This window comes from Lonepinella sp. BR2271 (assembly GCF_051851515.1).
Taxonomy (GTDB): domain Bacteria; phylum Pseudomonadota; class Gammaproteobacteria; order Enterobacterales; family Pasteurellaceae; genus Lonepinella.
Window position 1 is genome coordinate 54,029 of sequence record NZ_JBPDVF010000003.1, and the last position, 18,664, is coordinate 72,692.

At 42.9% G+C, this 18,664-nt stretch carries 20 protein-coding genes; 12 read left to right on the forward strand and 8 right to left on the reverse strand.

The features are described 5' to 3' along the window. The first annotated feature begins 20 nt into the window (after window positions 1–20). From ACTG7X_RS03480 to dmpG, 9 genes are all read left to right on the forward strand, one after another. Window positions 21–1,202 (forward strand): serine hydrolase, encoded by a 1,182-nt coding sequence (locus ACTG7X_RS03480; protein WP_439257159.1) that lies wholly within the window; start codon window positions 21–23, stop codon window positions 1,200–1,202. A gap of 94 nt (window positions 1,203–1,296) precedes the next feature. Continuing rightward, the gene (gene ybeD, locus ACTG7X_RS03485; protein ID WP_439257160.1) at window positions 1,297–1,602 is read left to right on the forward strand and encodes a DUF493 family protein YbeD; all 306 of its coding nucleotides are present in this window, start codon (window positions 1,297–1,299) and stop codon (window positions 1,600–1,602) included. Between the two features lie 13 nt (window positions 1,603–1,615). Next, entirely contained in the window at window positions 1,616–2,287 is a 672-nt protein-coding gene (gene lipB / locus ACTG7X_RS03490; RefSeq protein ID WP_439257161.1) for a lipoyl(octanoyl) transferase LipB, read from the forward strand. Window positions 2,288–2,326: 39 nt separating this feature from the next. Then, entirely contained in the window at window positions 2,327–3,289 is a 963-nt protein-coding gene (gene lipA / locus ACTG7X_RS03495; RefSeq protein WP_439239829.1) for a lipoyl synthase, read from the forward strand. A gap of 188 nt (window positions 3,290–3,477) precedes the next feature. Next, on the forward strand, window positions 3,478–3,687 hold the full coding sequence (locus tag ACTG7X_RS03500) for a tautomerase family protein (protein WP_439257162.1): 210 nt from the start codon (window positions 3,478–3,480) through the stop codon (window positions 3,685–3,687). Then, complete coding sequence (gene mhpD, locus ACTG7X_RS03505) at window positions 3,684–4,499, forward strand: 2-keto-4-pentenoate hydratase (protein ID WP_439257163.1); 816 nt, start codon at window positions 3,684–3,686, stop codon at window positions 4,497–4,499. The genes ACTG7X_RS03500 and mhpD overlap by 4 nt, the downstream gene beginning before the upstream one ends. Window positions 4,500–4,502: 3 nt before the next feature. After that, window positions 4,503–5,279: a 2-keto-4-pentenoate hydratase gene (locus ACTG7X_RS03510; protein ID WP_439257164.1), complete on the forward strand. Its 777-nt coding sequence runs from the start codon at window positions 4,503–4,505 to the stop codon at window positions 5,277–5,279. A 14-nt stretch (window positions 5,280–5,293) separates the two neighbouring features. After that, a complete protein-coding gene (locus ACTG7X_RS03515; RefSeq protein ID WP_439257165.1) occupies window positions 5,294–6,235 on the forward strand; it encodes an acetaldehyde dehydrogenase (acetylating) in 942 nt (313 codons plus the stop codon). Between the two features lie 3 nt (window positions 6,236–6,238). Further along, the gene (gene dmpG, locus ACTG7X_RS03520) at window positions 6,239–7,252 is read left to right on the forward strand and encodes a 4-hydroxy-2-oxovalerate aldolase (RefSeq protein ID WP_439257166.1); all 1,014 of its coding nucleotides are present in this window, start codon (window positions 6,239–6,241) and stop codon (window positions 7,250–7,252) included. 163 nt (window positions 7,253–7,415) lie between these two features. Here dmpG and ACTG7X_RS03525 read toward each other — a convergent pair whose 3' ends face one another. From ACTG7X_RS03525 to ACTG7X_RS03560, 8 genes are all read right to left on the reverse strand, one after another. Then, entirely contained in the window at window positions 7,416–8,465 is a 1,050-nt protein-coding gene (locus tag ACTG7X_RS03525) for a VOC family protein (protein WP_439257167.1), read from the reverse strand. A gap of 136 nt (window positions 8,466–8,601) precedes the next feature. Continuing rightward, entirely contained in the window at window positions 8,602–9,492 is an 891-nt protein-coding gene (locus tag ACTG7X_RS03530) for a LysR family transcriptional regulator (protein ID WP_439257168.1), read from the reverse strand. Window positions 9,493–9,506: 14 nt separating this feature from the next. Continuing rightward, entirely contained in the window at window positions 9,507–10,370 is an 864-nt protein-coding gene (gene rapZ / locus ACTG7X_RS03535) for an RNase adapter RapZ (RefSeq protein ID WP_439257169.1), read from the reverse strand. Window positions 10,371–10,390: 20 nt separating this feature from the next. After that, the gene (locus ACTG7X_RS03540) at window positions 10,391–10,885 is read right to left on the reverse strand and encodes a PTS sugar transporter subunit IIA (RefSeq protein ID WP_439257170.1); all 495 of its coding nucleotides are present in this window, start codon (window positions 10,883–10,885) and stop codon (window positions 10,391–10,393) included. An 11-nt stretch (window positions 10,886–10,896) separates the two neighbouring features. Then, on the reverse strand, window positions 10,897–11,622 hold the full coding sequence (gene lptB, locus ACTG7X_RS03545) for an LPS export ABC transporter ATP-binding protein (RefSeq protein WP_439239799.1): 726 nt from the start codon (window positions 11,620–11,622) through the stop codon (window positions 10,897–10,899). Between the two features lie 11 nt (window positions 11,623–11,633). Continuing rightward, window positions 11,634–12,155 carry a lipopolysaccharide transport periplasmic protein LptA gene (gene lptA / locus ACTG7X_RS03550; protein WP_439257302.1) on the reverse strand — a complete coding sequence of 174 codons (522 nt, stop codon included), beginning with the start codon at window positions 12,153–12,155 and terminating at the stop codon, window positions 11,634–11,636. Next, window positions 12,133–12,735 (reverse strand): LPS export ABC transporter periplasmic protein LptC, encoded by a 603-nt coding sequence (gene lptC, locus ACTG7X_RS03555; RefSeq protein WP_439239800.1) that lies wholly within the window; start codon window positions 12,733–12,735, stop codon window positions 12,133–12,135. Before lptC ends, lptA begins: the two co-directional genes overlap by 23 nt. Before the next feature lie 67 nt (window positions 12,736–12,802). Further along, the gene (locus ACTG7X_RS03560; protein WP_439257171.1) at window positions 12,803–13,507 is read right to left on the reverse strand and encodes a YggS family pyridoxal phosphate-dependent enzyme; all 705 of its coding nucleotides are present in this window, start codon (window positions 13,505–13,507) and stop codon (window positions 12,803–12,805) included. Between the two features lie 325 nt (window positions 13,508–13,832). Here ACTG7X_RS03560 and thrA point away from each other — a divergent pair, with 325 nt between their 5' ends. The 3 genes from thrA (at window position 13,833) to thrC (ending at window position 18,661) form a co-directional block, all read left to right on the forward strand. After that, a complete protein-coding gene (thrA, locus tag ACTG7X_RS03565; RefSeq protein WP_439257172.1) occupies window positions 13,833–16,283 on the forward strand; it encodes a bifunctional aspartate kinase/homoserine dehydrogenase I in 2,451 nt (816 codons plus the stop codon). Window positions 16,284–16,294: 11 nt separating this feature from the next. Then, window positions 16,295–17,245, forward strand: coding sequence for a homoserine kinase (gene thrB, locus ACTG7X_RS03570; RefSeq protein WP_439257173.1), 951 nt, complete (start codon window positions 16,295–16,297; stop codon window positions 17,243–17,245). 141 nt (window positions 17,246–17,386) lie between these two features. Next, window positions 17,387–18,661 carry a threonine synthase gene (gene thrC, locus ACTG7X_RS03575; protein WP_439257174.1) on the forward strand — a complete coding sequence of 425 codons (1,275 nt, stop codon included), beginning with the start codon at window positions 17,387–17,389 and terminating at the stop codon, window positions 18,659–18,661. Window positions 18,662–18,664: the final 3 nt, after the last annotated feature.

Below are 18,664 nucleotides of genomic sequence, written 5' to 3' on the forward strand. Positions count from 1 at the left end.
GCATTTAAAGGATTATTGAAATGTTGCAACATTCATTTAGAAACACCAAAATTGCCTTAACGGCGGGTTTATTGTCATTATCATTTGCCAGTGTCGCAGATGTCGATTTTGGTATGACACCCCCACAGATTAACGCCCAAACTTATATTTTAATGGATTACAATTCAGGTGCGGTGTTAGCAAGCCTAAACCCCGATCAACGTCAATATCCCGCTTCATTAACCAAAATGATGACCAGTTATGTGGTGGGGACGGCGATTCAACAGGGGAAAATTAGCCCAACGGACACGGTCACCATTGGGGAAAGTAGTTGGGGACAAAAATTCCCAGGTTCGTCTAAAATGTTCCTCAACCTTAATCAGCAAGTCTCGGTGTCTGATTTAAATCGTGGTATTATCGTGGTTTCAGGCAATGACGCTTGTGTGGCCATGGCTGAACATGTGGCGGGTTCCACCGATAAATTTATTGAATTGATGAATCAATATGCGGATCAGTTTGGCTTGAAAAACACCCATTTCACCACCCCGCACGGCTTAGACGACCCAAATCAATATTCTTCCGCTCGTGATATGGCCATTATTGGTTCGCATATTATTCGAGATCTTCCAGAAGAATATAAAATTTATGCCGAGAAAGATTTCACCTTTAACAAAATTAAACAACCAAACCGCAATGGTTTATTATGGGATAAAACCCTGCACGTGGACGGCATGAAAACCGGTCATACGGATCAAGCTGGCTATAACCTCGTTGCCTCTGCCACCAATAACGGTGATATGCGGTTAATTTCGGTGGTGATGGGCGTTGCAACGCAGAAAGGCCGTGAAGTAGAAAGTAAAAAATTATTACAATGGGGCTTTAACAGCTTTGAAAGTATTAAAACCTTACAAGCGGGCAAAGCCATTGAAGAAAAAACCGTTTACTATGGTGATGAAAATAAAGTCGCTGTGGGCATGTTGCAAGATGGTTTTATAACCATTCCAAAAGGTCGCCAAGCGGATTTAAAAGTGCGTGTAGAATATGATGGCAAAGGCCTAGAGGCGCCATTAGCGAAAGGCCAAAATGTCGGAAAAGTGATTTATCAATTAGACGGCAAAGACATTGCCACCGTCAATGTGCAAGTCATGAAAGATGTCGGCGAGGCGGGTATCTTTGGCCGTGCATGGGACTGGCTAATCTTAACCATTAAGAGCTTATTCTAATTAAAGCCACGCATTACTCGCAAAAAACTTTCAGAAAATATACCGCACTTTTTATTGAAGTGCGGTGCTTTTTTAACAAATTTAAGGAAAAATCATGGCAGAGATCAATGTCAAAGAAATTAATTTAGCAGATATTCCACAACAGCAATTAAAAGATCTGTTAGACTTTCCTTGTGCCTTTACCTTTAAAGTGGTCGGTAAAAACCGCCCTGATTTAATGGATGATGTGGTGGTCACCACGCAAAAATACGCCAAAGGCGATTATAAACCACGTGAGCATATCAGCTCAAAAGGCACCTATAATTCCATTTCTATTGATATTATTGCAGAAAATATTGCGCAAGTGGAAACCCTTTATACCGAATTAGCCAAAATTGAAGGCGTCAGAATGGTGCTTTAAAGCGGAGGCCTGAATGAATATTCCTTTGATTGTCCGCCAACTTGGCACGCAAGATTACCAAGACGTTTGGCATAATATGCAAGCCTTTACTGACCAACGCACCGCAGATACGCCAGATGAAATTTGGTTGGTTCAACACCCCGCTGTATTTACCCAAGGACAAGCGGGCAAACCTGAACATCTATTGCAAGCAAGCAATATTCCTGTGGTGCAATCGGATCGAGGCGGACAAATTACCTACCACGGTTTAGGCCAACAGGTGATGTATGTGTTGATTGATATTAAACGCCATAAAGCACAGGGGCATGATATTAGCGTGCGTGATTTAGTGACGGCGCTTGAACAGTCGGTGGTGAAAACGCTGGCGGATTACCATGTGACCGCTTATCCAAAACCCGATGCCCCAGGGGTGTATGTAGATTGTCAGGGGATTGAGAAAAAAATTTGTTCCTTGGGTTTGCGTATTCGCAAAGGTTGCTCTTTTCATGGACTCGCCTTGAATATCAACATGGATTTGCAACCTTTTCATTATATTAATCCTTGTGGTTATGCAGGACTTGAAATGTGCCAACTTGCCGATTTTGTGGATCCCGTTGAAGCAGAATGCGAAAAAGTCGCCCCGAAATTAGTTGCACACTTTACCGCAATTTTAGGCTATAATACGCAACAAATTTTTAACAATTAAACATAATTTTAATCTGAAAAAGACAGCATAGGATATAAAATGGGTACTCCCTTTAAAATGGAACGTGGCGTTAAATACCGTGATGCGGCGAAAACGTCTATTATTCAGGTGAGAAACATCGATCCCGATCAGGAATTATTAAAAAAACCCTCGTGGATGAAAATCAAACTGCCTGCCAGTTCAGCCAAGATTGACAGCATTAAGAACGGCATGCGTCGTCATGGCTTGCATTCCGTATGTGAAGAGGCCTCTTGCCCAAATTTACACGAATGTTTTCATCATGGGACCGCCACCTTTATGATTATGGGCGCCATTTGTACCCGCCGTTGTCCGTTCTGTGACGTGGCACATGGCAAACCCTTGCCATTGGATCCCGAAGAACCACGCAAAGTGGCGGAAACGGTGCAAGATATGAAATTAAAATATGTGGTGATTACCTCTGTTGACCGAGATGATTTGGCCGATCGTGGCGCTGCGCATTTTGCTGCTACCGTGCGTGAAATCAAAGCCTTAAATCCTGGTTGCAAAGTGGAAATTTTGGTACCCGATTTTCGTGGACGCATCGAACAAGCCGTAGCGATTTTGAAACAAAATCCGCCCGATGTGTTTAACCACAATCTTGAAAATGTCCCTCGTTTATATCGTGAAGTTCGCCCAGGTGCAGATTATCAATGGTCATTACGCTTGTTACAAATTTTCAAAGAAGAGTTTCCCGATATTCCAACCAAGTCGGGCTTAATGGTGGGCTTAGGTGAAACCAACGAAGAAATTTTGGCGGTAATGCAAGATTTACGTGATCACGGTGTGACGATGTTGACCGTTGGGCAATATTTGCAACCAAGCCGTCACCATCTAAAAGTGGAACGTTATGTGCCACCAGAAGAATTTGATATGTTCCGCCACGAAGCCGAAAAAATGGGCTTTGAACATGCCGCTTGCGGACCTTTCGTGCGTTCGTCTTATCATGCAGATTTACAGGCCAGTGGTGGCGTGGTGAAATAATTAGGCTATATAGAAGTGAATGAAGTGCGGTGGAAAAATGAAGAGTTTTTCCACCGCACTTTTTTGTTGTATTTAATACCGCTTTAGTATCACTTAAAGGAATTTTGGTATTGGACAGCGTGCAGTGTTTTCTTAATAATGTTCCCATCAGTATTTTATATTTTCTTTCATTTCGTGGAGGTTATGTTATGCCATTAATACAAATTACCCTTGTTGAAGGGCGTGATGAGAAAGTTGTCACCGATTGTGCTAAAGCCATTGCAGAGGTTGCACATGCTAAATTGGGGGCGCCGCTAGAAAGTATTCGTGTGGTGGTCAATCAAGTACCTGCGACCCATTGGATTGTGGGCAATCAAACAAAAGCCGAGCGTGATGCGGCGAAAGGAGGAGTAAAATGAGTTTAACCTTAGATAATCAAAGTATTGAACAGGCAGCAGCGTTATTGCGAGAGGCCGCAAATACGGGGCATTTTATTTCGCCATTGCGTGAAAAATACCCGAATATGACTTTAGCTGATGCTTATGCCATTCAAACAGCCAATACGCAACATGCAGTGCAAGCGGGAAAACGTATTACGGGGCGTAAAATCGGTTTAACCTCCGTTGCGGTACAAAAACAATTAGGCGTGGATCAGCCTGATTTTGGTACATTGTTTGATGATTTAGCCTTTGGCGATAGTCAGCCAATCCCTTTTTCTTTGTTACATCAGCCAAAAGTAGAGGCGGAAATTGCTTTTGTGTTGGGACGTGATTTGTCTTATGAACGCCCGAGCTTTGCTGATGTATTGAGATCCATAGATTATGCGGTTGCTGCGATTGAAGTCGTCGGTAGTCGTATTGAGAATTGGAATATCGGTTTGGTGGATACTGTGGCGGATAATGCGTCCTTTGGGGCTTATGTATTGGGTGGTACGCCTTATTCAATGCGTGGTTTGGATTTACGTTTGGCAGGGATGGCGATGTTCCGTGCTGGTGAACCTGTTTCTACTGGGGCAGGCGCTGCTTGTTTAGGTCATCCACTCAATGCCGTAGTATGGCTTGCTCGCACCATGGCGGAATTAGGCACACCATTACGTGCTGGCGATGTGGTACTTTCAGGCGCATTAGGTCCAATGGCCGCCGTGAAACCCGGTGAACGTTTTGAAGCCTATATTGAGGGCTTAGGTTCAGTACGTGCGGTGTTTGAAAACGATAATGCAGGGGAGAAATAAGCTATGAGTCATTTAGAAAATTTTGCACAGATTGTGGATCAAGCCGCATTCAACTGCCAAGAAATTGCACAGATTGATAGTGATGGCAAGCTAACTTTGGAAGAGGCTTATTATATTCAAAAACTCTCCATTGGGCGGCGTTTAGCTCGAGGTGAGCGTCAAGTCGGTTTCAAAATGGGTTTCACTAGCCGTGCCAAAATGGTACAAATGGGGTTATCTGATGTGATTTGGGGGCGTTTAACCGATGCCATGCAAATTGAAGAGGGATCTGAAATAGAGGCAAATCGCTTTATTCACCCTCGGGTTGAACCTGAACTGGCATTCTTGCTGAAAAAAGATTTGCCTGCAAACGTCACCAACGCTCAGGCCTTAAGTGCAGTGGAAGCGATTGCTCCAGCCTTGGAAGTGATTGATTCTCGCTATAAAGATTTTAAATTTAATTTGCCTGAAGTGATTGCGGATAACGCTTCGTCGAGTGGTTTTGTGGTCGGTAATTGGCATTCACCAAGCATCGATTTTGGCAATCTTGGGTTAGTGATGAGCATTGATGGTCGTCCACTACATGTAGGATCAACGGCGGCATTGCTCGGGCATCCAATCCGTTCTTTAGTGGCTGCCGCTCGTTTAGCTGCGGGTGCGGGTGAACCTTTAAAAGCAGGCGATATTATATTAGCTGGCGGAGCAACGCCAGCAGAATGGATTAAACCTGGTCAATATATTGAAGTGGAAATGCAACATTTGGGACGGGCAGGATTTTCGCTCTCTCAAAATCCAGCTTAAAGGAGTGCAAAAAAATGAGTGAAAAGAAAATTAAAGTCGCCATTATTGGTAGCGGCAATATTGGAACGGATTTACTGATTAAAATCTTACGTCATGGCAAACATCTTGAAGCTGCTGTATTGGTCGGGATTGATCCCAATTCAGATGGTTTAGCTCGTGCCAGCAAATTAGGCGTGTCCACTACATACAAAGGCGTGCAAGGTTTAATTGAAATGGACGAGTTCGCTGATATTGACATTGTGTTTGATGCTACCAGTGCCACAGCACATGTGAAAAATGATGCTGCCTTGCGAGCCGTTAAGCCGAATATTCGTTTAATTGACTTAACCCCAGCCGCTATTGGCCCTTATTGTGTGCCAGTGGTGAATCTTGAACAGCATGTCAATCAGCAAAATGTGAATATGGTTACCTGTGGCGGTCAAGCCACCATTCCTATGGTGGCAGCGGTATCACAAGTCACCAAAGTGCATTATGCGGAAATCGTGGCTTCTATTTCCAGTAAAAGTGCAGGACCTGGCACCCGTGCCAATATTGATGAATTTACGGAAACCACGTCTAAAGCCATTGAAGTTATTGGTGGGGCGACAAAAGGTAAGGCAATGATTGTACTCAACCCAGCCGAGCCACCAGTGATGATGCGTGATACGGTGTATACATTAAGCGATCTAGCGGATGAACAAGTCATTCGAGAATCTGTTGAACGCATGGCAACAGCGGTGCAAAGCTATGTACCAGGTTATCGTCTAAAACAACAAGTCCAATTTGAACATCTTGAAAAACCTGTTTTTATTGAGGGTTTAGGCCACGTAGCTGGATTGAAAACCTCTATTTTTATAGAAGTGGAGGGGGCAGCACATTACTTGCCAGCCTATGCCGGTAATTTGGATATTATGACCAGTGCCGCTCTTGCTACGGCGGAACGTATGGCACAGTCATTACTTAATACGGAGAAATAAGCCATGAGTACAGAAAAACTTTATATTTCCGATGTGACATTGCGTGACGGTAGCCATGCGGTACGTCATCAATACAGTATTGAGCAAGTGCAACAAATTGCCCGAGCATTAGATGAAGCTAAAGTGGATAGCATTGAAATTGCACACGGCGATGGCTTGCAAGGTTCAAGTTTTAACTATGGTTTTGGGGCGCATACCGATTTGGAATGGATTGAAGCCGCAGCGGATGTGCTAACCCATTCTCGTATTACCACTTTATTGTTACCTGGTATTGGTACGGTTCACGATCTCAAAAATGCTTATCAAGCGGGGGCGAGAGTGGTGCGTGTGGCAACCCATTGTACCGAAGCCGATGTGTCCAAACAACATCTTGAATATGCCAGAGAATTAGGTATGGATCCCGTGGGCTTTTTGATGATGAGCCACATGACCACACCCGAAAAATTAGCTCAACAAGCCAAATTAATGGAAAGCTATGGGGCAAGTTGTGTGTATGTGGTGGATTCAGGCGGTGCAATGCACATGGATGATATTCGCCAACGTGTGCGTGCATTTCGTGATGTGCTTAACCCTGAAACCCAAATCGGCATCCATACTCATAATAACATGGGATTGGGCGTTGCCAATGCCGTTGTGGCCGTGGAAGAGGGTTGCCAGCGAGTGGATGCCAGTTTAACGGGGATGGGCGCAGGAGCAGGTAATGCACCATTAGAAATCTTTATCGCCGTAGCAGAACGTATGGGTTGGAATCATGGTTGTGATCTGTATCGTTTAATGGATGCCGCCGATGATTTAGTGCGTCCGTTACAAGATCGTCCTGTACGTGTGGATCGTGAAACCTTAGCATTAGGTTATGCAGGCGTATACAGCAGTTTCTTACGTCACGCAGAACGTGCCGCCAATCAATATGGCTTAAAAACCATGGATATTCTGATTGAATTAGGCAAACGCCACATGGTCGGCGGTCAAGAAGATATGATTGTGGATGTAGCGTTGGATTTATTGAACAAGCGTTAACATTAGATAGGGAATAAGGACTGAATATTTTTAGGGTATTCAGTCCTTTTATTGCAAAAAAGTGCGGTGAAAAATACCGCACTTTTGCTATTTGTGATAAAGACAGCACATAAAAAAACACTCAAGCAATGACTTGAGTGTTAGTGTTGACCGAATACAAATTTTATTTCTTGCCAAGCAAATGTGCAGCTTCGGCGGCAATATAGCGATTCGGTGTACGGTAGTTAGTTGGGCCATAATGCGGTGTGCCATAGGTATCAAATTCTTTCGGCAACGGCGCACCATACCAAATAATCGCATTATCCAGCTGGTCTTGGCTCCAAAGTACAGGCTCCCAAGCAGGATCATCAATGATATAGCCGGGGACACCCACTAATTCAATGCGATTGCCACCCGGTTCAAACACATACACAAATTGAGCTTGACTAATGGCATGTGAGGCGATACCTGCTTCCATTTCTAAACCGTAATCGGTAATCACTTCACAGATGTCCATTAAATGTTGCGTATTACCATATAAAAAAGCCACATGATGTAATCGCCCACCCGGTCCTGCGGCATCTTGTACCAAAGCAATATCATGGGAACGGTACATACATCTTAACCATGCACCCACTTCAGTATTATCACTAAACACAATATGTTCACTAAGTTTGAAACCCAAATGCTCACGCAAAAAGCGATTATTTTCGCTAACACTATGAGAAAGAATATTGATATGATCTAGGCTGCGAACAGGAATACCACGCAACGGGCGACGTTGAATACGATTGAGTACTACACTTTTTTCTTCTTGCTCAGGACGATAATATTCCACTTCCCAATGAATTCGTAACACCGCACCATCTGGCAAGGTAAATTCATAAGCTGGTCCAATACCGCCCTCTGCATCTACCCAACCACGTCCCAAACCTGAAGATTCAATAGATTTTACTCGTCTTTCAAGCGCTTGTGGACTGGTAGTCCGCCAAGCAGTGTACCCCATTCCCGGTTGCTCACGATAGGTGACTTTCAAGGAATGTTTATAGGGATCTTGCCAACCACGTAGGTAAACGGATTCACCATTGCGACCAGTCTCGATCATACCAAGTAAGTCTTTAAAGAACCAAACCGTTTCCTCCACATTGGGTGAAAACAGTTCAAAAGCAGAAATACTGGCAATATCAAAGATAGGTTCGGCGAAAGGGGTATTTTGAGATGATGTAGTATTCATATATATCCTCCATTAGGTATTGGAAATCAGACTATTTAAATCACTGCATAACCAACTATAATTTTGATTATAAAATGAATCCAATACTTTTTTTCGTCTGTCTTGATACCCAAAATGGAAAGGGATTTATACTGATTTACAATGAATGCTGATATCGTTCTACGACTTCTAAAAATGCTCGTAATGCAGGGGAACGATCATTTTTTCGATACAGATAGTTAAGCTCAATATTTTGTAGTGATTGGCTAATTAAGGGACGATAAACCACACCTGGCAAATTTAGGTTTGCTGCAGAAGCCGTAGTAATACAAAGACCAAGACGACTTGCAACCAATGAAATTGCCGTCACAAAATCCTCTGTTTCCCAACCAACGGTTAAGTTGACTCTTTCATGTTCAAAGGCCTGTCTCACCTCTTGAGCTAGGCCATGGGTAGGAAAATTAGGATAAAGAATAATCGGTTGGTTGGCTAAATCAGAAAGTTGAATTTGAGTCTGTTGGCACAAGGGATGATCTTCATGCAATGCCACCATAAATGGCTCTTGTAATATCGTTCCCACGGCGATATCGTCCTCTTGTGGCATAAAGCGAGTAAACCCTATGCTAATCCGTCGTTCACGCAACGCTTCAATTTGTTCATGTTTGGTCATGCTATGCAAACCAATTCGTACACCAGGGCGTTGTTCATTAAAACGCGCTAATAATTGTGGAATCACATATAATACACCCGAACTGAAAATACCAATATCCAAACGCCCAATCATTCCTTTGCTAGCCAGTTGCGTTTGCTCTTTGGCACGTTGCACCAATGCAAGGATATTCGGCACCTCAGAAAATAGCACTTCACCGGCTTCAGTTAATTCTGCTCCTTTGGTGGTGCGAATAAATAAATCTGTCCCTAATTCTTCTTCCAAAGCACGAATTTGGCGAGTTAAAGGTGGTTGTGCGATATGCAAACGTTGTGCCGCTCGACCAAAATTCGCTTCTTGTGCTACGGCTAAAAAAGAGCGTAAATGTTTTAAGTTCATAAAAATGATGCCCCTTAGTCTTTGACCTGATGCTTTTTCAACGAATTATGCTGAATCGACACATTTTTTTCTTTATCTTGAAAATACTTGCCGATTTGTTCCGCAATATACACCGAACGGTGTTTTCCGCCGGTGCAGCCGATGGCAATGGTTAAATAACTGCGGTTATTTTTTTCCAACATTGGCAACCAAGTTTCAATAAAATGGCGGGTTTGATAAATAAAATTATAGACTTCGGTATGGCGTTCCAAAAATTCAATTACGGGTTGATCGAGGCCGGTCATCGGGCGTAGCGCAGGATCCCAGTGGGGATTAGGTAAGAAACGCACATCAAATACATAATCGGCGTCAAGGGGAATGCCGTATTTAAAGCCAAAGGATTCCACCACGATTTTCAGTTCTTTATTATGATTGCCACGTAAGAAATTACGTAATTTTTCGGCCAGTTCGTGGGTGGATAATTCGGTGGTATCCACAATAATATTGGCTTGTTGATATAGCGGTTCCAAATAATCCCGTTCGGCATTAATGGCCACTTCAAGGGAAATGTCTTTAATGGATGAAAGCGGATGAGGGCGGCGGGAATCACTATAACGGCGGATTAAGACATCTTGATCCGTGTCGAGAAAAATAATTTTAACCTGATGTTGGGTGGATAACAGGTTGATCATCTGCTCGAGGGATTCGGCTGAATCTGGTAAGTTGCGAATGTCCACGCTGACCGCAGCGAGCTGTTGATTTTTAGAGAGAATTTGGGCTAACTGGGGGAGGAGTTCAATGGGTAAATTATCGACACAGTAGTAACCAATATCTTCTAAAGCACGTAGGGCAACGGATTTTCCTGCCCCTGAGCGTCCGCTAACAATAATTAATTCCATAATTTATCTCAATAATGTGGTTATGTGGGTAAATCTGAATCTTCCGTTATTTTTTCATCAAACTGTTGGAAAACTTGCCAAATTTCCTCCGCACTTTGTGCTGCTCGGAGCTGTTTATGCAAGGCTTTGTCTTTTAATTTTTCGCTAAATTCCACCAACACTGGCGTATAATCGGGGCAAAATGCCTCGGGAATAAGAATGGCTAAAATCAGATCCACTTCTCGTTTATCCGCTGCGTCATAATCAATGGCGTGGCTTAATTGCAAAAATACGGCACACACTTTATCACCGCTTGGAATGCGTGAACGAGGCATGGCAATGCCATTACCAATCGCTGTGCAGCCTAATTTTTCCCGATTAAATAGGCTTTCAAAGCATTCTATTTCGCCAAAATCGTCTATGTTGACTTGTTCGGCTAAGAGGTTGGCGGCCATTTCTAGTGCGGTTTTTTTACTCGTACAAATAACGCCTTGACGAATGGTTTCGGGGGTTAAAAGTGCGGTGAATTTTGTCATATTTTTCTTCTTTATAATTTAAATTGTTCACCGAGATAAACACGTTTAACCTGTTCGTTATTCATCACTTCGCTTGGTGTACCGGTGGCGATCATGTGGCCAGCACTGACAATATAGGCTCGTTCGCAGACATCTAAGGTTTCACGCACATTGTGATCGGTAATTAACACGCCTAAGCCTCGATTACGTAAGTCAGTGATGATTTTCTTAATATCGATCACCGAAATCGGGTCAACGCCCGCAAAAGGTTCATCTAATAAAATAAATTTCGGGTTAGCGGCTAAGGCACGGGCGATTTCCACACGGCGACGTTCACCCCCTGAAAGCGATTGACCCAAGTTATCACGAATATGGCCGATATTAAATTCTTCAATGAGTTCATCGGCTCTTGCACGGCGTTGTGCGGTATTTAAATCTTTACGAATTTCTAGCACCGCCATTAAATTGTCATAGACGCTTAAACGACGAAAAATAGAGGCCTCTTGGGGCAAATAGCCGATCCCTTTTTGCGCTCGATTGTGCATAGGTAACAAGCTAATGTCTTCGCCATCAATGGTAATTTTTCCCTCATCATGGCGAACCAAGCCCACCACCATATAAAATGACGTGGTTTTGCCCGCTCCGTTAGGACCGAGCAAGCCGACAATTTCGTTAGATTTGACAGTGAAACTCACGTCCGACACAACTTTACGGCTTTTATAACTTTTTGCGAGGTTTTCCGCATTTAACACAGACATAATTGGTGACCTTATTTTTTCTTATTCTCGTTTAATTGGTTTGGAATTAACACGGTTTTCACTCGATTACCTTTTGAGCTATTGGCTTTAAGTTGTTGTTTTTTCACATCATAGGTAATACGGTCACCATTGATTTTGCTGTCTAATTGTTTAAGCTCTGCGTTGCCAGTTAGGGTTAAAAATTCAGCGCCTAAATCATAATGCACTTTATTGGCTTTGCCGTCCACCGGTTTGCCGTTGTCTAATTTCTGGTGAAAACTCACTGGGCTACCAAAGGCCTCCACGGTTTCTTTTTTGCCCGAATTTTCCGGTGGGCGAGTGATGGTGACTTTGCTGGCTTTGATTAAAATCGATCCTTGGGTAATTACCACGTTATCCGTGAATGTCACCACGCTACTTTCCATATCTAAAGACTGGTTGTCAGAGGTAATGCTAATCGGTTGATTGGTATCATCTTTTAAGGCAAACACTGACACGGAGGTCATCATCATTGCCGTTAATAAAATAAGTTTATGGTGTATTTTTTGTTTCATCATTTGATTTACTAATCTCATAGTGTGTTTTGACTTGTTCTTTCAATGTCGCTACTTGTTGTTGCAAATTGCCGGTTAATTTTAGCCCCGTAGAGGTAAAATTTAAGCCGTTAATTTTCACTTGTTTATCGGAATGAATGTCTTGTGTGGTTAAATTTACCACCGCACTTTCCGTTTCAATGCGTTGTAATTTAGACAAGGGTAACAAACTTTCGCCCAGTACATTTCCCTCTAAATACAACATATTATCCTTGCTTAAGGTGGCTTTATTGGCCTGTAATTTCCAACTTTCTTTTTGTTGTGTTTTTTCGTTTTCTATGTCGAATAAATACACAATCGGCGTTTGGAAATCCGTATGGCCGTCATTTTCGTAATATTCTACTTTATCGGAAATGGCCACATATTGTTTTGCTCCCGTAGGTGAATACACCACCGTGCTCATTTTGTCACCGGTGTATTCGGGGCTTTCTTCTTTCTTGATTAATTCAGTTAATCCGCTATCTGTCTGATTTAAGGAATAATACCACCCCAATAAACTCAGCATAATAATAGCGAGAATCGCTGTCCAACGAATATTCATGTCTGCTCTTAAAATTCATGTAAAGTTAAACTCGTCGATTATAACATAGTTTTACTAAATACAATCGCTAGTTAGCGGAATAATTGCGTTTACCGAAAATCGCCGTGCCAATTCGTACCATGGTTGAGCCACAAAGAATCGCACTTTCCATATCACTGGTCATCCCCATGGAAAGCGTGTCAATTTGTTGTGTTGGCAAGGCTTTTTTTAGTTGCTCGAATAAGGCGTGCATGGCACTTAATGCCATTTTTTGTTGCGCAATTTTATCGGTTGGTGCAGGGATGGCCATTAATCCACGTAAACGTAAGTGCGGTAAATTTTCGAGATGTTTTGCTAAAGCCAACATGTCTTTCGGTTGAATGCCAGATTTACTCTGTTCATCGCTGATATTAATTTGGATTAATACATTTAACGGTGCTTTCCCCTCAGGTCGTTGAGCATTCAAACGATCCGCAATTTTGGCACGATCCAAGGTTTGCATCCAATCAAAATGTTCTGCGACTAAACGTGTTTTATTGGATTGCAACGGCCCAATAAAATGCCATTCTAAGGCGACACCGACTGCGTTAAAATGTTGAATTTTATCCACGCCCTCTTGCACATAATTTTCACCGAATGCCCATTGACCGGCGTCAATTGCTTGCTGAATATCTTCCACGGTTTTGGTTTTTGATACCGCTAATAATTGTACAGAATGCGGTGAGCGGTTGGCTTGTTGACAGGCTTGTTCAATTTGCTGATGAATCTGATCTAAATTATTTTTAATTTGCATATAGAGAGCCTTTAATTTTCCTTAATTTTGAACCGCTATTTTAGCTGATTTCTAAAAAATAAGCACCAAAGATAATTTTTTAGTATTATTTTTTATTTTCTATTTGACAATGTTATAAAATTTCGGTATTTCTAACGTCAGTTAAAAATTTCGGAAAAAAAATAATGAAATTAAACCGCACTTTTACCATGATTATGACCACCACCATTATGACGATGAATGGGGCGGGTTAGTGCGTAATCAAATTCAACAAAACCCGCAACAACGATAAAGTGCGGGTTTTTTTATACAAGATTTTAAACATTCACAACATTAAGGAAACATTATGCGAGTACTCAAATTTGGTGGCACATCTTTAGCCAACCCAGAACGTTTTTTACAAGCCGCCGAGCTGATCGAAAAAGCCCATTTAGAAGAACAGGCGGCTGGAGTTTTATCGGCACCTGCCAAAATCACCAACCACCTTGTCGCTATTTCAGAAAAAGCCAGTCTAAATCAACCTACCGAAGATCATTTTAGTGAAGCCCTTGATATTTTCTATCATATTATTAACGGATTACATGCAAAAAATAATAAATTTGATCTGGCAGGGACGAAAGCATTAATTGACGCCGAATTTGCTCAAATTAAACAATTAGATAGCCAAATTCGTCAAGCGGGTAAAGTGGAAGATAGCGTCAAAGCGACCATTGATTGCCGTGGGGAAAAATTGTCTATTGCTATGATGAAAGCCTGGTTTGAGGCTTGCGGTTATGAGGTGACCTTAGTTGATCCGGTGCAAAAATTATTAGCCCATGGTTCTTATTTAGAAAGCAGTGTGGATATTGCGGAATCCACCAAACGAGTGGACGCCAGTTCTATTCCGGCGAAAAATGTGGTGCTGATGGCAGGTTTTACTGCAGGAAATGAAAAAGGCGAATTGGTGTTATTAGGCCGTAATGGTTCTGACTATTCTGCCGCCTGTTTAGCTGCTTGCTTGCATGCCTCAGTATGTGAAATTTGGACCGACGTAGACGGTGTGTTTACTTGTGATCCTCGTTTAGTGCCAGACGCTCGTTTGTTACCAAGTTTGTCTTATCGTGAGGCCATGGAATTGTCTTATTTCGGGGCCAAAGTGATTCACCCACGGACGATTGGACCATTAGTCGAACCTCAAATTCCATGCTTAATCAAAAATACCGGTAATCCAGACGCTCCGGGTTCAGTGATTGATGGCAATGAACGTGTTTCAGACGGCCTACAAGTGAAAGGCATTACCAATTTAGATAACGTTGCTATGTTTAATGTATCGGGTGCCGGTATGCAAGGTATGGTGGGCATGGCAGCTCGAGTATTTTCGACCATGTCAAAAGCCGGCGTATCCGTGATTTTAATTACGCAATCTTCTTCCGAATACAGTATCAGTTTCTGCGTGCCAACGAAAGCCATGGAGAAAGCCAAAGCCGCATTAAACGCCGAATTTGCTCAAGAGTTAGCCTCTAAAGCCTTAGATCCGGTGGAAGTGATCCATGATTTATCGATTATTTCCGTGGTCGGTGACGGCATGAAACAAGCCAAAGGCATTGCGGCGAATTTCTTCTCCGCCTTAGCCAGTGCGAATATCAGCATTGTGGCCATTGCACAAGGTTCTTCTGAACGTTCTATTTCTGCCGTAGTGCCGTTAAATAAAGCCATTGAGGCAGTGCGTGCGACGCACCAAGCCTTGTTTAATAATAAAAAAGTGGTGGACATGTTTCTTGTCGGCGTCGGCGGTGTCGGCGGCGAATTAATCGAACAAATCAAACGTCAAAGAGAGTATTTGGCAAAAAAGGACATTGAAATCCGAGTTTGTGCCTTAGCCAATTCCAACAAAATGCTATTGAATGAAAACGGCTTAAATTTGGATAATTGGAAAGACGATTTAGCCAATGCCACTCAACCGTCAGATTTTGATGTGTTATTGTCTTTCATTAAGTTACATCACGTGGTGAACCCAGTATTTGTGGATTGCACGTCTTCCGATTCGGTACCGGCTTTATATGCTCGAGCATTAAGCGAGGGTTTCCATGTGGTCACGCCGAATAAAAAGGCCAACACTCGAGAACTTGAATACTATAATTTACTGCGTGAAAATTCACGTGGTACACAGCGTAAATTCTTGTATGACACCAATGTGGGTGCAGGTTTGCCAGTGATTGAAAACTTACAAAATCTGCTTGCCGCAGGTGATGATGTGGTAAAATTTAACGGAATTTTATCTGGTTCATTGTCCTTTATTTTTGGTGAATTAGAAACTGGCAAAACCTTATCAGAAATCACCGCACTTGCTCGTGAAAAAGGCTTTACCGAACCTGATCCAAGAGATGATTTATCCGGGACTGATGTTGCTCGTAAGCTATTAATTTTAGCCCGTGAAATTGGTTTAAACCTTGAATTAGCCGATATTGAAGTCGATAGTGTGCTACCAAAAGGCTTTAGTGAAGGCAAAAATGTCGATGAATTTATGGCTATGTTACCGCAATTAGATGTGGAATTTGCAGAGCGAGTCGCAAAAGCCAAAGCCGAGGGTAAAGTCTTGCGTTATGTGGGGCAGATTGAAAACGGCAAATGTAAGGTGTCTATTGTTGCTGTGGACGGCGATGATCCTTTATATAAAGTGAAAAACGGTGAAAATGCGTTGGCGTTCTATACCCGCTATTATCAGCCAATTCCACTCTTATTACGTGGTTACGGAGCAGGTAATGCGGTGACTGCCGCAGGGATCTTTGCGGATATTTTAAGAACCTTAAAATCCTAAGGACAAACACAATGACGACATTACGAATTTATGCCCCAGCCTCCAGTGCCAATATCAATGTGGGCTTTGACACCCTCGGGGCGGCAATTTCACCGATTGATGGCTCATTGCTCGGTGATGTGGTGCAAATTGAAGAGATTCCGCAAGGCTTTGAGTTAGAAAGTGCGGGCTATTTTGTGCGAAAATTGCCAAAAGAGCCGCAAAAAAACATTGTGTATCAAGCCTATGTATTATTCAGCGAACGATTTAAATTGCGTGGTGGTAAAACCAAAGGCTTGCGTTTAACCTTGGAAAAAAATATGCCGATTGGCTCAGGGCTAGGATCCAGTGCTTGTTCCATTGTGGCAGCCTTGGTGGCGTTAAATAAATTCCATGATGAGCCGTTTTCCAAAATGGAATTATTAGAAATGATGGGCGAATTGGAGGGGCGAATTTCAGGCTCCATCCATTATGATAATGTTGCCCCTTGTTATCTCGGTGGCTTGCAATTAATGGTGCAAAGTCTAGGCAATATTAGCCAAAAATTGCCCTTTTTTGACAGTTGGTATTGGGTGCTGGCGTACCCCGGTATTGAAGTCTCCACTGCCGAAGCTCGAGCGATTTTGCCGAAAAGCTACACTCGCCAAGATATGATCGCCCATGGTCGTCATTTAGGCAGCTTTGTGCATGCTTGCCATACAGGGCAAGATGTATTGGCAGCTTTAATGATGAAAGATGTTATTGCTGAGCCTTATCGTGCCGCCTTACTGCCAAATTTCGCCGAAGTGAAACAAGCCAGCCGAGATTTAGGGGCGTTAGTCAGTGGTATTTCAGGATCAGGACCGACCATGTTTAGCATTACCCCTGATCTTGCGACTGCCACCAAAGTGGCAAATTACCTTGAACATCATTATCTACAAAATAACGAGGGTTTTGTGCATATTTGCAAAGTGGATAATGCTGGGGCAAGGGAATTGGCGTAGAATAATGCAATCGTCCCCTCTCCCTCTGGGAGAGGGCTAGGGTGAGGGAGAAAACCCTCACCTCCCGAAAATTTCGGTGAAATTTTCTCCGTCCTCTCCCAAAGGGAGAGGCTGTCATTTTAAATAAAATCGGAACAACAAATGAATTTATACAACATCAAACACCCAGAACAACAAGTCAATTTTGCCCAAGCCGTCCGTCAAGGTTTAGGTAAAGATCAGGGCTTATTTTTTCCAGCAACCATTCCGCAATTAAGCAATATTGACGAATTATTGGCATTGTCTTTAGTGGAACGTAGCCAAAAAATTTTAGCCGCATTAATCGGTGATGAAATCCCTGCGGACAAACTCAATGCAATGGTGAAAAATGCCTTTACGTTCCCCGCTCCCGTGGTGAAAGTGGCGGACAATATTTATGCTTTAGAATTATTCCACGGTCCCACATTGGCATTCAAAGACTTTGGTGGTCGCTTTATGGCACAAGCCCTTGCCACCGTGCGTGGTGATGGCAAAATTACCATTTTAACCGCTACATCAGGCGACACGGGGGCCGCCGTAGCACATGCTTTTTATGGTCTTGAAAACATTGAAGTGGTGATTCTTTATCCAAAAGGCAAGATCAGCCCGTTACAAGAAAAACTGTTCTGCACACTCGGTGGCAATATTCGCACTGTTGCGATTAATGCCGATTTCGATGCTTGCCAATCCCTTGTTAAACAAGCCTTTGATGATGAAGAACTCCGTCAAGCTATCGGCTTAAATTCGGCTAACTCGATTAATATCAGTCGATTACTGGCTCAAGTGTGCTACTATTTTGAAGCTGCAGCCCAGTTGAACACCGAACAACGCCAAAATTTAGTGGTGTCCGTGCCAAGTGGTAACTTCGGTAATTTAACCGCAGGCTTAATCGCTAAAACCTTAGGCTTGCCAATCAAACGCTTTATTGCCTCCACCAACGCCAACGACACGGTGCCACGTTACTTACAAACAGGCGAATGGCAACCCAATGCAACCGTGGCTACGCTATCTAATGCCATGGACGTAAGCCGACCAAACAACTGGCCTCGGGTAGAAGAATTATTTAAACGCAATGGCTGGAATTTAAGCGAATTAGGTTCAGGGGCATTAAATGACGCTCAAACGGAAACGGCACTGAAAGCTCAATACGCCCAAGGTTATTTATGCGAACCACATGGTGCGATCGCTTACCAAGTGTTAAAAGATCAGTTGCAAGAGGGAGAAACGGGCTTATTCCTTTGCACCGCTCACCCAGCCAAATTTAAAGAAAGCGTAGAGCGAATTTTAGGTATCGAATTGCCATTGCCCGATGCCTTAGACAAACACAACAAATTGCCGTTATTGTCTGATGAAATGGACAATGATTTTGCTACTTTAAGAGCGTATTTGTTGAAATAATCA

Excerpts from the sequence above, each read along its gene's own strand:
- ACTG7X_RS03480 (WP_439257159.1), top strand. The coding sequence starts at position 21 with ATGTTGCAACATTCATTTAGAAACACCAAAATTGCCTTAACGGCGGGT.
- ybeD (WP_439257160.1), top strand. The coding sequence starts at position 1,297 with ATGGCAGAGATCAATGTCAAAGAAATTAATTTAGCAGATATTCCACAA.
- lipB (WP_439257161.1), top strand. The coding sequence starts at position 1,616 with ATGAATATTCCTTTGATTGTCCGCCAACTTGGCACGCAAGATTACCAA.
- lipA (WP_439239829.1), top strand. The coding sequence starts at position 2,327 with ATGGGTACTCCCTTTAAAATGGAACGTGGCGTTAAATACCGTGATGCG.
- ACTG7X_RS03500 (WP_439257162.1), top strand. The coding sequence starts at position 3,478 with ATGCCATTAATACAAATTACCCTTGTTGAAGGGCGTGATGAGAAAGTT.
- mhpD (WP_439257163.1), top strand. The coding sequence starts at position 3,684 with ATGAGTTTAACCTTAGATAATCAAAGTATTGAACAGGCAGCAGCGTTA.
- ACTG7X_RS03510 (WP_439257164.1), top strand. The coding sequence starts at position 4,503 with ATGAGTCATTTAGAAAATTTTGCACAGATTGTGGATCAAGCCGCATTC.
- ACTG7X_RS03515 (WP_439257165.1), top strand. The coding sequence starts at position 5,294 with ATGAGTGAAAAGAAAATTAAAGTCGCCATTATTGGTAGCGGCAATATT.
- dmpG (WP_439257166.1), top strand. The coding sequence starts at position 6,239 with ATGAGTACAGAAAAACTTTATATTTCCGATGTGACATTGCGTGACGGT.
- ACTG7X_RS03525 (WP_439257167.1), bottom strand. The coding sequence starts at position 8,465 with ATGAATACTACATCATCTCAAAATACCCCTTTCGCCGAACCTATCTTT.
- ACTG7X_RS03530 (WP_439257168.1), bottom strand. The coding sequence starts at position 9,492 with ATGAACTTAAAACATTTACGCTCTTTTTTAGCCGTAGCACAAGAAGCG.
- rapZ (WP_439257169.1), bottom strand. The coding sequence starts at position 10,370 with ATGGAATTAATTATTGTTAGCGGACGCTCAGGGGCAGGAAAATCCGTT.
- ACTG7X_RS03540 (WP_439257170.1), bottom strand. The coding sequence starts at position 10,885 with ATGACAAAATTCACCGCACTTTTAACCCCCGAAACCATTCGTCAAGGC.
- lptB (WP_439239799.1), bottom strand. The coding sequence starts at position 11,622 with ATGTCTGTGTTAAATGCGGAAAACCTCGCAAAAAGTTATAAAAGCCGT.
- lptA (WP_439257302.1), bottom strand. The coding sequence starts at position 12,155 with ATGAAACAAAAAATACACCATAAACTTATTTTATTAACGGCAATGATG.
- lptC (WP_439239800.1), bottom strand. The coding sequence starts at position 12,735 with ATGAATATTCGTTGGACAGCGATTCTCGCTATTATTATGCTGAGTTTA.
- ACTG7X_RS03560 (WP_439257171.1), bottom strand. The coding sequence starts at position 13,507 with ATGCAAATTAAAAATAATTTAGATCAGATTCATCAGCAAATTGAACAA.
- thrA (WP_439257172.1), top strand. The coding sequence starts at position 13,833 with ATGCGAGTACTCAAATTTGGTGGCACATCTTTAGCCAACCCAGAACGT.
- thrB (WP_439257173.1), top strand. The coding sequence starts at position 16,295 with ATGACGACATTACGAATTTATGCCCCAGCCTCCAGTGCCAATATCAAT.
- thrC (WP_439257174.1), top strand. The coding sequence starts at position 17,387 with ATGAATTTATACAACATCAAACACCCAGAACAACAAGTCAATTTTGCC.